This window comes from uncultured Sulfitobacter sp. (genome assembly GCF_947499945.1).
In the GTDB taxonomy this organism is placed as follows: Bacteria; Pseudomonadota; Alphaproteobacteria; order Rhodobacterales; family Rhodobacteraceae; genus Sulfitobacter.
The window spans coordinates 111,094-124,267 of sequence record NZ_CANMQD010000004.1; the positions used below are offsets into that span (position 1 = coordinate 111,094).

Sequence of the window (13,174 nt, forward strand, 5' to 3'; positions counted from 1 at the left end):
CCTAAGCTCCGAAGGCTACAGTTTTATGACAGTGCCGTATTCTCACTGGCTGTCGTTCCACCACCACACTTCGGGCATCCATTGAGAACCATCGCCATAAATTGGCAATGTGTCAGGAAACTTCATCTCTTTCACATGGGCAATGCGCCCCTCGGTATAGGACCAGAAGGGGATGACGAAACGCTCTGCTGTTAGGATGCGATCCAGCGCACGGGTTGCCGCAATAAAGTCAGCACTGTCACGGGCATTGAGCATGGCATTGATCATCGCATCAATGGCAGGACTGCGTGCACCCATAAGGTTCCGCGAGCCCGGTTGATCCGCAGCCTCAGAGCCCCAGTAAAACTTCTGCTCGTTGCCGGGACTGAGTGAGAGGGAGCGGCGGAAAGTTGTTATATCAAAATCAAACTCCCCCGTACGGGAGAAATACTGTGCGTCATCAATGGCATCAATTGTAGCGTCAATGCCAAGACGCTCCAACGCACGCATGTAAAGCTCGGCAATGGCGATGTCCTCGGTGCTGCCTTTGGCAATGAGGATCGTGAAGGAGACAGGCGTGCCGTCCCCGCGCAGCATTTTGCCGCCCTCGACCATATAGCCCGCTGCCTCGAACTGGGCCATTGCCGCGCGAATGCCCGCACGGTTGCGCGCGGAGCCATCACTGACGGGCAGGGCATACCCCTCGATTGTGCCGTAGGGCAGGGTGTCCTGATAAGGCAGCAAAAGCTCTGCTACGCGACCCTCGGCGGGGCCGTCCTCCTTACCCAAAACAGAGTTAGAGAAATATGAGGTGATACGCGGCTGGGCATTTCCCGTCAGCGTATCGTTGATGAATTCGAAATTGAACGCGTGGATCAGCGCATCGCGCACCCGCCAATCGTCAAAGGGGGCGCGGCGCGTATTCATTACAAAACCTGTCATGCCTGACGGCTTTTGGTGCGGGATCACCGATTTTACGATATCGCCGCGTTCGATGGCGGGAAAATCATACTGGCTTGACCATGTCTCGGCGTTAAATTCGCGCACGGCGGAAATCTCGCCCGCTTTGAACCCTTCGAACAACACTTTGGAATCGCCATAAAAATCCAGCTTTACGCTGTCGTAATTATGGGTGCCTTGGCGAAAGGGGATATCTGCACCCCAATAATCGGGATTGCGGGTGAGTTGCACAAAGCGACCTGGCTCGTAATCCGTGACCGAATAGGGACCAGAGCCAAGGGGAATGTCCTGAACTGTTGCGTTGGCAAAATCGCGCCCTTCCCACTGAGCCTTGGACACGATGGGTCGCAATCCCGCCAGCAAGGCAAGCTCGCGGTTTTCACTGTCGAACGTGATGCGCACAGCGCGCTCCGAGGTTTGTTCAATACTTGCGATCTGGTTGTAGAGGCTCAGATACCGCGGATGCCCTTCGGTGCCGAGCATGTTGAAGCTAAAAATCACATCCTCAACAGTCAGCGGTGAGCCGTCAGAGAATGTCGTACCTTCGCGCAGCGTAAATTCGACCCATGTGCGGTCCTCATTCGTCTCGACCGTTTCCGCCAAAAGGCCATACAGCGTGAATGGTTCATCCCAAGAGCGGCCCATCAGCGTCTCATGGGTAAAGAAGGGGAGTTGCCAAGGCGACGTCCCTTTGAGCACAAAGGGATTCAAACTGTCATAGCCGCCTGTATTACCCAAAACGATAGCACCGCCTTTGGGCGCGTCGGCGTTTACATAGGGCAAACTGGTGAAGTCTGCGGGCAGGGCAGGATCACCGTACATGGCAATCGCATGGCGCGGCTCCGCTTGTGCGGCGAATCCCCAGAGAATCAGTGAAGAGACGGCTGCAAAGCCCTGTGCACTTGAGAAATTATCTAAAGCCATTTTCGAAACAATCCCGCGCTGCCCTTTTTTTTATTATCTAAACCTCTAACGGGGTCTGAACGGAGGCGCAAACTTAATGCTTGGCGTTTGGGGGATAATTCACTATAAAGGTGTCACTGCTCGATAGGTTTCTTGCCTGTATGAAACCTGCCTCAATAACTTGACGCCCGCCTTGTGCGGGCGTTTTTTTTTGGCAGGGCACTGAATTGGGTGCAAAGGGGAACAAGATCACGGTTTTGTCCGTTTTCATTCCAGCTTGTCCACGCCATAAGCGGGGCGACATCCAATTCACAGGAGAATTCCCATGGCCCTTACATATGATCTGTCCGGTAAAACAGCTGTTATCACCGGATCAAACTCCGGCATCGGTCTGGGGATTGCGCAACAATTGGCACAGGCAGGGGCGAACGTTGTGCTCAACTCCTTTACCGACCGCGACGAGGATCACAAACTGGCCGAGGAAATTGCCAATGTGACAGGCGTGACGGCGCGCTACATCAAAGCGGACATGTCCAAGGGCGACGAATGCCGCATGTTGATCGAGGAAGCAGGCGTTTGCGATATCCTGATCAACAATGCAGGCATCCAGCATGTTGCACCTATCCCCGATTTCCCTGCCGAGAAGTGGGACGCGATCATTGCGATCAACCTCAGCTCGGCCTTTCACACCACAGCCATCGCTCTGCCGATGATGCGCAAGGCAGGATGGGGCCGTGTGATCAATATATCGTCCGCTCATGGCCTCACCGCTTCACCCTACAAATCGGCCTATATCGCGGCCAAGCACGGGATTATCGGACTGACAAAGACTACAGCATTGGAAACAGCCGAAGAGCCGATCACGGCAAATGCGATCTGCCCCGGCTATGTGCTCACCCCGATTGTGGAAAAGCAGATCCCCGACACGATGAAAGAATACGACATGAGCCGTGAAGAGGTGATCCAGAACGTCATGCTCAAGCGCCAGCCCAGCAAAGAGTTCGCAACTGTTGAACAGTTGGGCGGCACTGCCGCCTTCCTGTGTTCGGCAGCAGGCGACCAGATTACCGGCACCACCATCAGCGTTGATGGCGGATGGACAGCACTTTAAACACAACTCCCAAAGGGGCGCGGCATCATGGCAAAGACCAAAAAGATCAACCTCGCCCTTCAAGGGGGAGGTGCGCACGGTGCGTTCACATGGGGTGTTCTCGACCGATTGTTACAAGAAGACGAGCTTGAAATATCGGGTATCTCGGGAACATCTGCAGGGGCACTCAATGGGGCGGCCTTGAAGGCAGGGATGATTAGTGGTGGTCGCGAAGGTGCACGCGAAAACCTTGAATGGTTGTGGATGCAAGTTGCCGGGGTTACGGATCTGTCAATGGGCGACTGGATGGCTCCCTTCGGCCTTTCAACGCTGAGCAAGCAGATCGAATACAGCCTGCCCGTGATCATGGGCAACGCAGTGACGCGTCTGATGTCGCCTTATGACTATGGCGCACTTTATAAAAACCCGCTCAAGGATATCGTCGAGAAGTTCAACTATGACCGCGTTTGTGACAGCCATGCGCCGCTTTTCTATGTGGGCGCAACCCGTGTGCGCAACGGCAAGATCAGAATTTTTGAGGGTGCCGAGATTGGTCCAAATGCGCTAATGGCCTCTGCCTGTTTGCCTACAGTTTTCAAGGCAATCGAAATGTATGACAAGACCACGGACCGCGTTGAGGCGTTCTGGGATGGCGGTTTTACAGGCAACCCTGCGCTTTTCCCACTGTTCAATCCGTCGCTGCCTGCGGATATCGTTATTATTAACATCAATCCACTGGAGCGGGATGATATCCCGACAACCCCCGGTGAAATTCAAAACCGCATCAACGAGATCAGCTTTAATTCAAGCCTCTTGCGTGAGCTACGTGCGATCGACTTTGTTCAGCGTTTGATTGAGGAGGGCACATTGACCTCTGACAATATGGCGCGCGTTCGCGTTCATATGATTGCGGATGACGTGCTCATGGCGAAACTGTCTGCGGCGACCAAAATGGTGGCAAATCCGCATGTTATCGGTCAATTGAAAGATGCAGGCTGCGAGGCAGCAGAGCAGTTTTTGCGCACAGACGTTGATAACATCGGCAAACGCAGCAGCGTCGATCTACGCGAAATGTTCGCCTAAACGCGTCCGTTCAAATCGGCAATTGGCGCACCGCCACTCTCCAACGTTTTTGAATTTGGATAGACAAGGCCCGCCGAAATAACCAGCTTGGCAGAGTCCTCAACGGTCATGTCCAGTTCGATGACATCGCGTTTGGGGACGAACAGCAAGAAACCCGATGTAGGGTTTGGTGTGGTGGGCAAAAATATCGACATAATATCGCCGTCGGTATTCGCGCGCTCGGTAATTTCGCCCTTCGCCTCGGTAGAGATAAAGCCGATGGCCCAAATACCTTTTCGAGGATATTCGATCAAGCAGGCCTTCTCAAAACTACGCTCATTTTGGGCAAAGATGGTTTCAGAAATCTGCTTGATGCCAGAATAGATTGAGCGGACAACAGGCGTACGCTCTACCAGGCTTTCGGCAAAGCGGATAAAAGAGCGCCCGATGATCCCTTTTGCCAACCAGCCAACAAAAACCGTGAAAATAAGGAAAATGATTACACCGATGCCGCGCACATTAATCTGTGACAGCGGATCGAGGCCCAGCAGATCCTGAATGAGGCGGTCAGGATGATACTTGAGCGGGACAAGCGGCAAGACAAATCCGTCAATCCAGCCGACAACACTCCAGATCAGCCAAATCGTGAGGCCAACAGGCGCAATGACGACCAATCCCGTCAGGAAATTGCCGCGAAAGCGACCCAAAAGCCCGCGTTTGGGCGGCTGAATCGGGTCGTGATCAAAGGGCGTGTTCATCTGAGGGTCTGTATCCGTGTTAACGCTAATATAGAGGTATAGCTAAGGGCTGCTGGGGCCAGTCACAATGGCTCGGCGCAGTCTAATCTATTGCTTGGTGCGCATTTCGAGGGCAATCTTTGAAGCCAGACGCGCATTGTTGCGCACAAGCGCGATATTGGCCTCCAGCGAACGCCCGTCCGTCAGCTCGAAAATGCGTTGGAGCAGGTAGGGTGTGACGCCTTTGCCCGTGATACCAGCGCGGTCTGCATCCGCCTGTGCTGTTGCGATAATGGGGGCGAGTTCGGTTGCAGGAATTTCAGCATCTTTGGGAATCGGATTAGCGATCAGCTGCCCCCCCGGCAGGCCAAGAGCGCTCCGCATCTTGTGGGCAGCAGCGATCTGGGCGGGATCATCCATGCGCAACGGCGCTTTGAGTTTGGAGCCCGCGGACCAAAAGGCAGGAAACGCATCTTGACCGTAGGCGATCACAGGCACGCCTTGTGTCTCCAGTACTTCAAGGGTTTTTGCCACATCCAGAATGGCCTTGGCCCCTGCAGCGACAACGGTCACAGGTGTTTGGGCAAGTTCCATTAGATCGGCGGAGATGTCGAAGCTGTCCTCAGCGCCTTTGTGAACACCGCCAATACCGCCTGTTGCAAAGACATGGATGCCTGCCAGATGCGCGGCGATCATGGTTGCGGCAACTGTGGTGGCGCCTGTCCCGCCTGTGGCGATACAGGCTGCCATATCGGCACGGCTGAGCTTTGCGACACCTTTGGATTGCGCCAATTTGGTCAGTTGGTCATCATTCAATCCGATGTGCAGCGTGCCATTCATCACAGCAATCGTGGCCGGCACAGCACCTGCGGCACGAATATCGCCCTCAACCTGACGGGCCACCTCAAGGTTTTGCGGATAGGGCATGCCATGGGTAATGATCGTGCTCTCAAGGGCAACAATAGCATCACCCGCAGCACGGGCGGCATTAACTTCGGCAGAATACGCGATCGGGATCATATGCTTGTTTCTCCGGCAACATAAAGGGCAGCAGCATTAAGGGCTTCGAAAAGGGCCGCATCAGCGCCAAGACCGCGCAATTCGGCGGCAATATGGGCAGCCATAAAGGTATCACCGGCACCCGTCACGCGGATAACAGAAACGGCAGGCGGGGGTTGCGTCACGGCGCCATCCCGCGTGGCCACGGTGGCAGGGTTTCCGCCGTCGGTGACAACCGCCCGTGCAGCGCCACGCTCCAGCAACTTTGCGGCTGCTTGGCCCGAGTCCGCAAATTCAGTTTGGCACAAAAGGCCCGCTTCTTCGAGATTTACGTAAAGCGTGCCGCGGCCCGATTGAACAAAAGGACTTAACCTCAACGCCTTACCGGGCGATGCTGGTGCGACGCGCAGATCTGCTTGGGCCATCAGGGGGCTGCGGGCAATCTGCGAAAGCAGATCAAGTGTTAAATTCCCGTCGAGAGCAACAGCACCCGCATAAGGCGCTGAGAGGTTTTCCAGCGGGCGTAGGATTTTGTCGCCAGCAGCTTCCAGAGAATGAGCATCGGCAATCGCCGCAATCAGACCGTTTGCCCCTTCCACCGCCATATATTGGTCCGTAGGCAGATCCTCTGAGCGGTAGATCAGATCGGTGCCAAGGCCGCGCACATGGCACGCGTCTATCAGCGCGTCACCTTCAACGTCACGGCCCACCGCACTCAGCAGTTTTGGCGACAGTCCGAAACGGCGTAGCGCCATGGCTATGTTCATCGCAACACCGCCAGGCAAACGGGTAATTCGCCCTGGCATGTCCGCCCCCAGATGCATGGGGTTGCTACACCGGCCAATCACATCCCAGAGGACAGAGCCGATGCACAGAATTTCAATGTTCTCTTTCATGTTTGCGGTTTTGACCCGCCTGCCTGCCGTCTGCAAGGCGATAGCTGTTTAGGGAGCAGGAACTGCAAAAGTTAACGAAGCCCAAAGAGTCTCCCAAACGGGCCCATCCTCTGCATTGGTCGCGCCCTCAACAGGGCGCAAGACTACAGCATCAAGCAGATACTCCATACCAGCCTGAAGCGGAATCGCTGCGCGGCCGGTGGCATCCGTGCGGGTGATGGTGACGGCCACGTTATCCTCGGCATCACGCTCATACACTTCGATTTGGGCATCGGCGCGCGGCTCACCGTTATAAAACAAAGCGACGTCCAACGTGCCGTCAAAATCAGCGGCGTAGGGGTTTTCCAACGCAACAAATTCGGTAACCAACCCCAACTCGCGGTCTGATCCTGCACCATCCCCCACAGCGATGAGTGATTTTGAATGTCGGGTATAGGTTTCCTTGAACCCTTCCTTGGCCCAGCCGCGTGCTGTGTGGATGGCCTCGGCCTCTTTAAAATCCTTGTGTGCCACAAATTTCATAAATTTGGGCCATTCCTTGTAGGTAATGGTTGAGGGCGCTGCCTCATGAGCAAGAATCATCAAACCGTCTTGCGCAGGCGCCGGCAACTGGATCGCAGGGCGGTCGCCCATGCGGCCAGTGATGGGTGCCGCAGCGTCACCCATAATCACTTCAAAGCGCGTATTGCGATCCGCAAAGAAAGACTGTCGTGTTCCTTTGAACTTTTCACCGTTTCGCAGGTCAGCTGTGAAGGCTTTTTCAATTTCCACTTGAAACTCTGGTGGTTCAATCCAGAATTCATGAGCAGACGCGATTGGTGCGGCCAACAGGGCGCAAGCGAACGAAACAATATAGGTAATTTTCATGAAACGGTTTTCCCTCTTACTCCTTTCTAAGCTGGCATTGGTGCTGGCGTTGTCAAGCGGTGCAGCGCACGCACACGAAGTTGTGCCAACGATTGCAGACTTGACCGTGACGGAGGGGCAAGCCGAGCTTAACCTGCGCATCAACCTCGAAGCCTTCATCGCTGGCGTTGATCTCGATACCGTTGAGGACACCAATGATGCACCCCAAGCGCAGGATTACGACGCTCTGCGCGCCTTGTCAGCGGAGGCATTGGCTGCCCGCGCACCCGAATTGCTGGACGGATGGAACGCCTTGCCTGTGCTGAGCGTGGATGGGGTGCCGGTTTCTCTTGAGAGCGTTAATGTGATGGTGCCGTCAGATGTAGATATTGAACTGCCGCGCATTGCTGAATGGACGCTGACAGCGGATATGCCTACCGGATCTACTGTCACAATGGCATGGCCCGAAGGTAGCGGCGATCTGGTTTTGCGCCAGCAAGGAGTCGATGAGCCGTTTACAGGTCTTATCTCGGGCGGCAGTTCCAGCCCTGCAATTGCCCTGAGTGGCGGGGATCAGGCCGGAGGGTGGCAAACATTTGCGGGCTATATCCCTGTTGGTTTTGACCACATTCTTCCAAAAGGGCTCGACCATATCCTGTTCGTTCTGGGACTTTTCTTTCTTTCGATCCATCTCCGTCCGCTGATCTGGCAAGTTACTGCTTTCACACTCGCCCACACGGTCACACTTGCGCTCGGAGCGATGGGACTGGTGAATGTTCCAGGCAGTATCGTCGAGCCGCTGATCGCCGCTTCGATTGTCTATGTCGCGGTTGAGAATATCTTTGCCCGTGGCCTGACCAAGTGGCGCCCGGCGGTGATCTTCGGATTTGGCCTTTTGCACGGTCTCGGTTTTGCATCGGTGCTGGGTGAATTTGGTCTGCCCGAGGATCAGTTCATTCCCGCGCTCATCGGGTTCAATGTCGGTGTTGAGCTGGGTCAGCTCACCGTAATCGCATTGGCCTTTGGCCTGATTTGGTTAGGGGTAATGGCCGCGCGGCGCGCAGCTTTTGAGGGGGTTGAGGAAATGGTTACCGAATATCCCGTCATGTTTCGCGCCCTGTCTGTGACAGGGTCGCTCATCATTGCACTGATCGGTATCTATTGGGTCATCGAGCGGACGCTTCTGTAAGCGTCTATCCGATAGCGGACCAAAGTGTGGTCAGGGCGGCGACCGGATCGTCCTGACCCCAAATCTCGTCCCCGATACCAAAGAAGTCGGTCATTGGCGCAAGTTTTGCAATCATGGCGGTGTCAAGCTGGCCCTCGGCCACGCAGGGCACTTCGATCACTTCGGACCACCACTTGAACATATCCAGTTCGGCAATCTCACCGTCATAAAGGGCGGTTGCCTGTACCGGACCAAATGCCACATAGTCAGCACCCGCTTCGCCAGCGCTCATTCCATCATGGCGCGAGCCTGCGCAGAAACTGCCCACAATGGCATCAGGGCCAAGCACTTTGCGTGCATGGCGCACGGACCGCGCCGCATCCGACAAATGCACACCATCAAGGCCAAGGCGTTCGGCAAGCAGTGTGTGATCCGAAATCACGAGCGCGACCTCGCGGGCGTCCGTTACCACACGCAGGGTATCGGCGGCACGTGACAGAACATCCTCGTCCTTGCTCGACAGGGCAAGGCGCACACAGGCGGCAGGATGCGCGTCCAAAACCCGTGCGAGCGTGTCGGTATAGGTGGTCAGGTCCAACTCAGGTGGCGTGATAAGGTAAAGCTGTGGCTGCTCTGGGGCGTTTGACATGATGTGCGATCCTTGCTGTGCGTGGCTGTGGCAATAGCGCAAACGCAGTTGGGATGGAAACTCTATTCCGCAGGGTCGCATCATATTGGCAAGGGCAGGGGCGTGGGGTAACAGGATGGTATGACAGTTGAACACCCCTCCGCCCCGAGCTTTGTCCTTGTACGCCCGCAAATGGGCGAAAATATTGGCGCTGCCGCCCGTGCAATGCTGAATTTCGGCCTTGATCACATGCGCATAGTCGCCCCGCGCGACGGCTGGCCCAATCCCGCAGCAGTCGCCATGGCATCAGGAGCAGGGCGTGTATTGGACGCGGCACGGCTCTCGCCCGATCTGCCGCATGCTTTGGCCGATTGCAGCTTTGTCTTTGCCACCACGGCACGAGACCGGGATATGAGCAAGCCCGTTTATACGCCAGAGGCCGCGATGCAGCTTGCCGCGCAAAAAATCGGAAGCGGGGAGCGGGTGGCCGTGTTGTTTGGACCGGAACGGGCAGGGCTGGAGAATGATGATATCAGCCGTGCCAATGCGATTGTTTCAGTGCCGGTGAACCCCGAATTTGCCTCTCTCAACCTTGCGCAATGCGTATTGCTTATGGGGTATGAATGGATGCGCCTGCAAAGCGATCAGGTGCCCGTTGCAGAGGGTCTGGCGGGAACCGACTGGGCCGACAATTCCGAAATTGAGCATCTGGCCAAGCATTATGAGGAGCGAATGGAGGAGGCAGGTTTCTTTTTTCCCGAGCATAAAGCCGCCTCGATGAAGACAAACCTGCGTAACATGTGGAGCCGCCTGCCGCTGACCCGTGCAGATGTGCAAATCTTCCACGGCACCTTGCGGCAGATGGTCCGATGGAAGGAACGCGGCTAGACCCTGCTGCTTCAAAGGATTACGTCACAGAAGACAAAAGACGATGGAGACTACTATGGCCACAAATCGCAAGTTATTCGAAGACGTAGGCGCCACCACGGCAAAGCCTGTCGCCGCTACAGGGGTGATTGACGCAGGCCGGAAGGGCGCGCGCATATCAATTCGAAACTGGCTTATCTCGCTGTTTGCACTGGTGTTTTTGATGATCCTCGTAGGAGGTGCCACGCGTCTGACCGACAGTGGCCTGAGCATTACCGAATGGCGTCCGCTGACGGGATCAATCCCGCCGCTAAACGCCGCCGACTGGGCTTCCGAGTTCGCGAAATACCAAGAGATAGACGAATTTCGATTGCAAAACAGCTGGATGACTCTGGCGGATTTTAAAGTCATCTATTGGTGGGAATGGGGTCACAGACAGCTGGGCCGCGTAATCGGCCTTGTCTGGGCCATCGGCTTCTTCTGGTTCCTGCTCCGCCGTCAGATCCCCACGGGCTACACGCCGCGCTTGCTGCTCTTGGGTGGCTTGGGCGGTTTACAGGGCGCGATTGGCTGGTGGATGGTCTCTTCTGGTGTAACTGTTGGCGAGGCCACCACTGACGTCCATTCCGCACGCCTTGCCACGCATCTGGGGCTGGCATTTATCATCATGGGCTTCATCACATGGTTTGCCCTTCACCTCGGACGGCCCGAGCGCGACCTGATGCAAGCGCGCCGCGCGAAGGAAGCAAAGCTTTACGGTTTGAGTACAGGTCTGCTGCACTTTACCTTCCTGCAAATCATCATCGGCGCATTGGTGGCGGGCATTGATGCGGGCCGCACGTACATCGATTGGCCTCTTATGGCGGGTCAGTTTTTTCCGCCTCAAGCCTTTGTGCTTGAACCCTTCATGATCAACTTTATCGAAAACCCTGGTCTGGTACAGTTTATCCACCGCATGACGGGGTATGCCTTGTTCGCTTTTGCCATTGTTGTTTGGCTCAAAGGGCGCAAATCGGCACATGAAAAGACGCGCCGCGCCTTCAATCTTGCGTTTGTTGCCATCACGGCGCAAGTCATTCTGGGCATCACGACAGTCATGGTGGCCGCGATCATGCCCGTGGCCCTTGCGCATCAAGGCTTGGCCGTGTTGTGCTTTGTCCTGATCTTGCGGGCACGCCACTTGTCCCTTTACCCCATCGCGACTTCGCTCAGAGGAGCCACCACATGACCGCCTATGATGACCTGATGGAATTCACCCGTGATACCCAAGCGTTAGGGCAAGTCGCAGGGCGGCTTGGCTGGGACCAAGAAACCATGATGCCACGTGGAGCTGCCCCGCAAAGGGCGGAGGAAATGGCCGCGATGGAGTCTGCGCTGCATGCGCGGCGCATTGATCCTAAAGTGGGCGATTGGCTGTCAGCAATTGATGATGAGACGCTGGACACCGTGGGCCAAGCCAACATGCGCCACATACGCCGCAGTTTCGAGCGCACGAACAAAGTGCCAGCAGCCCTTGCTACCAAGCTCGCCAAAGTGACTTCCGCCGCTCAGGGCATCTGGGCCGAAGCACGCGCCGCAGATGATTTCAAAGCTTTCGCGCCCACATTGGCCGAGGTGATCATGCTCAAGCGCGAAGAAGGCCAAGCGTTGGCCGCAGGTGGCGATGTCTATGACGCCATGCTGGAGGATTATGAGCCGGGGACAACTGGCGCTAATCTGGAAGCAATGTTCGGCTCCATGCGGCCTGTTTTGTCAGAGTTGCGCGCCGCTGTGCGGGAGGCAGCGCCTGTAGCGCCTCTGACCGGGGACTTTGACGAAGGCGCGCAAATGAAACTGACGCGCCAGCTTGCCAAGGGGTTCGGCTATGACATGACACGGGGCCGTGTCGACAAGGCCGTGCATCCGTTCTCAAGCGGTTCTGGATTGGACGTGCGCATCACAACGCGCACAAATGTCAAAGACCCGTTTAACTGTTTCTATTCAACAATTCATGAGGTTGGCCACGCCACTTATGAGCAGAACATCCATCTCAATCACCTGCTGACCCCGCTGGGGAATGGCGTGAGTATGGGTGTGCACGAAAGCCAAAGCCGTATCTACGAAAACCAGATCGGCCGCAGCCGCGCTTTCACAGGCTGGCTCTTTGGTCAGATGAAAGATGCCTTTGGTGATTTCGGCGTGAAGGATGAAGAGGCGTTTTATGCCACGGTGAACCGTGTCGGTGATGGCTTCATCCGCACAGAAGCGGACGAGTTGCAGTACAACCTCCATGTCTTGCTACGCTTTGATCTTGAACGCGCTTTGATGGCCGGCGATTTGCAGGTGAGCGAGCTTGAGGGCGCGTGGAACGACCGCTTTGAGGCGGACTTTGGCTATGCCGTCGATAAACCGTCAAACGGCGTGTTACAGGATGTTCATTGGTCCGTGGGCCTGTTCGGGTATTTTCCGACGTACAGCTTGGGCAACGTTTATGCGGGCTGTCTGAACGAGGCGATGCGCAAAGCGGTGCCGGATCTGGATGCGAACTTGGCCAAGGGGGATACCTCGGCGGCGACAGCATGGCTGCGCGATAATGTGCAAACCCATGGCGGACTATATGAGCCGCGTGAGGTGATTGAACGCGCGGCAGGTGTCGCGCCGAGCGAGGCACCGCTGTTGGCATATCTCAAAAAGAAATTCAGCGATATTTATGATCTTTAACATGCGCCTTACAAATAGATGCCCAACGAGGCTCTCTCCCCCGAATGGATAGTGATCCGGACCCTCGAAGCCGAAGATAAACGACAGAACGTCGAAATCTGCGTTAGCCCTGACGGTTCTTTGTTTCGCTACTATCTTATTGGTTGGATAGGCATGTGCGAGAGCGACTTCGTATTTTACACTGACGGGGGGTATTGGTCCCGTGCGGAAATGTCCGGATATTACGACAGCGGCAAAGCATGCGAAGATGCTCCGCGGTCGGCTTTTCTGCTGGTTGAGGTAAGTAGAGCTCCCAGTACCAACATTCATACAAACTCTGACACAAAAAAAGCCGCCTCA

Annotated in this window: 12 protein-coding genes; 6 read left to right on the top strand and 6 right to left on the bottom strand. The window is 55.7% G+C overall.

What is annotated here, in order from left to right; genetic code table 11:
- Positions 1-42: 42 nt before the first annotated feature.
- A complete protein-coding gene (locus tag Q0775_RS16055) occupies positions 43-1,761 on the bottom strand; it encodes an extracellular solute-binding protein (RefSeq protein ID WP_298863828.1) in 1,719 nt (572 codons plus the stop codon).
- Between the two features lie 406 nt (positions 1,762-2,167).
- Between Q0775_RS16055 and Q0775_RS16060 the strand changes: the two genes are divergently transcribed.
- Together Q0775_RS16060 and Q0775_RS16065 are read left to right on the top strand one after the other, a co-directional pair.
- Entirely contained in the window at positions 2,168-2,953 is a 786-nt protein-coding gene (locus Q0775_RS16060; RefSeq protein WP_298863162.1) for a 3-hydroxybutyrate dehydrogenase, read from the top strand.
- 27 nt (positions 2,954-2,980) lie between these two features.
- Positions 2,981-4,015, top strand: coding sequence for a patatin-like phospholipase family protein (locus Q0775_RS16065; RefSeq protein WP_298863166.1), 1,035 nt, complete (start codon positions 2,981-2,983; stop codon positions 4,013-4,015).
- On the opposite strand, the gene Q0775_RS16070 is transcribed toward Q0775_RS16065, so the two are convergent.
- The 4 genes from Q0775_RS16070 to Q0775_RS16085 form a co-directional block, all read right to left on the bottom strand.
- Entirely contained in the window at positions 4,012-4,752 is a 741-nt protein-coding gene (locus tag Q0775_RS16070) for a DUF502 domain-containing protein (protein WP_298863169.1), read from the bottom strand. The two genes, Q0775_RS16065 and Q0775_RS16070, sit on opposite strands and share 4 nt — an antisense overlap.
- Before the next feature lie 87 nt (positions 4,753-4,839).
- Entirely contained in the window at positions 4,840-5,751 is a 912-nt protein-coding gene (locus Q0775_RS16075; protein WP_298863172.1) for a pseudouridine-5'-phosphate glycosidase, read from the bottom strand.
- Positions 5,748-6,626 (bottom strand): PfkB family carbohydrate kinase, encoded by an 879-nt coding sequence (locus Q0775_RS16080; protein WP_298863175.1) that lies wholly within the window; start codon positions 6,624-6,626, stop codon positions 5,748-5,750. The genes Q0775_RS16075 and Q0775_RS16080 overlap by 4 nt, the downstream gene beginning before the upstream one ends.
- Positions 6,627-6,674: 48 nt before the next feature.
- Positions 6,675-7,493 carry a DUF4198 domain-containing protein gene (locus tag Q0775_RS16085; RefSeq protein ID WP_298863177.1) on the bottom strand — a complete coding sequence of 273 codons (819 nt, stop codon included), beginning with the start codon at positions 7,491-7,493 and terminating at the stop codon, positions 6,675-6,677.
- Between Q0775_RS16085 and Q0775_RS16090 the strand changes: the two genes are divergently transcribed.
- Positions 7,492-8,661: a HupE/UreJ family protein gene (locus Q0775_RS16090; RefSeq protein WP_298863179.1), complete on the top strand. Its 1,170-nt coding sequence runs from the start codon at positions 7,492-7,494 to the stop codon at positions 8,659-8,661. The two genes, Q0775_RS16085 and Q0775_RS16090, sit on opposite strands and share 2 nt — an antisense overlap.
- A 4-nt stretch (positions 8,662-8,665) precedes the next feature.
- On the opposite strand, the gene Q0775_RS16095 is transcribed toward Q0775_RS16090, so the two are convergent.
- Positions 8,666-9,289 (bottom strand): thiamine phosphate synthase, encoded by a 624-nt coding sequence (locus tag Q0775_RS16095; RefSeq protein WP_298863183.1) that lies wholly within the window; start codon positions 9,287-9,289, stop codon positions 8,666-8,668.
- Positions 9,290-9,409: 120 nt separating this feature from the next.
- Between Q0775_RS16095 and Q0775_RS16100 the strand changes: the two genes are divergently transcribed.
- Genes Q0775_RS16100 through Q0775_RS16110 form a run of 3 tightly spaced genes read left to right on the top strand, consistent with a single transcriptional unit; the run spans position 9,410 to position 12,835 of the window.
- Positions 9,410-10,156: an RNA methyltransferase gene (locus Q0775_RS16100; protein WP_298863186.1), complete on the top strand. Its 747-nt coding sequence runs from the start codon at positions 9,410-9,412 to the stop codon at positions 10,154-10,156.
- 55 nt (positions 10,157-10,211) lie between these two features.
- Positions 10,212-11,363, top strand: a complete 1,152-nt coding sequence (ctaA, locus tag Q0775_RS16105) for a heme A synthase (protein ID WP_298863189.1) — start codon at positions 10,212-10,214, stop codon at positions 11,361-11,363.
- Positions 11,360-12,835 (top strand): carboxypeptidase M32, encoded by a 1,476-nt coding sequence (locus tag Q0775_RS16110; RefSeq protein ID WP_298863192.1) that lies wholly within the window; start codon positions 11,360-11,362, stop codon positions 12,833-12,835. The genes ctaA and Q0775_RS16110 overlap by 4 nt, the downstream gene beginning before the upstream one ends.
- Positions 12,836-13,174: the final 339 nt, after the last annotated feature.

What these genes read in the sequence shown, in the direction of transcription:
- ctaA (WP_298863189.1), top strand. Translation starts at nt 10,212, where the DNA reads ATGGCCACAAATCGCAAGTTATTCGAAGACGTAGGCGCCACCACGGCA.
- Q0775_RS16100 (WP_298863186.1), top strand. Translation starts at nt 9,410, where the DNA reads ATGACAGTTGAACACCCCTCCGCCCCGAGCTTTGTCCTTGTACGCCCG.
- Q0775_RS16090 (WP_298863179.1), top strand. Translation starts at nt 7,492, where the DNA reads ATGAAACGGTTTTCCCTCTTACTCCTTTCTAAGCTGGCATTGGTGCTG.
- Q0775_RS16065 (WP_298863166.1), top strand. Translation starts at nt 2,981, where the DNA reads ATGGCAAAGACCAAAAAGATCAACCTCGCCCTTCAAGGGGGAGGTGCG.
- Q0775_RS16110 (WP_298863192.1), top strand. Translation starts at nt 11,360, where the DNA reads ATGACCGCCTATGATGACCTGATGGAATTCACCCGTGATACCCAAGCG.
- Q0775_RS16085 (WP_298863177.1), bottom strand. Translation starts at nt 7,493, where the DNA reads ATGAAAATTACCTATATTGTTTCGTTCGCTTGCGCCCTGTTGGCCGCA.
- Q0775_RS16070 (WP_298863169.1), bottom strand. Translation starts at nt 4,752, where the DNA reads ATGAACACGCCCTTTGATCACGACCCGATTCAGCCGCCCAAACGCGGG.
- Q0775_RS16060 (WP_298863162.1), top strand. Translation starts at nt 2,168, where the DNA reads ATGGCCCTTACATATGATCTGTCCGGTAAAACAGCTGTTATCACCGGA.
- Q0775_RS16055 (WP_298863828.1), bottom strand. Translation starts at nt 1,761, where the DNA reads ATGTACGGTGATCCTGCCCTGCCCGCAGACTTCACCAGTTTGCCCTAT.
- Q0775_RS16095 (WP_298863183.1), bottom strand. Translation starts at nt 9,289, where the DNA reads ATGTCAAACGCCCCAGAGCAGCCACAGCTTTACCTTATCACGCCACCT.
- Q0775_RS16075 (WP_298863172.1), bottom strand. Translation starts at nt 5,751, where the DNA reads ATGATCCCGATCGCGTATTCTGCCGAAGTTAATGCCGCCCGTGCTGCG.
- Q0775_RS16080 (WP_298863175.1), bottom strand. Translation starts at nt 6,626, where the DNA reads ATGAAAGAGAACATTGAAATTCTGTGCATCGGCTCTGTCCTCTGGGAT.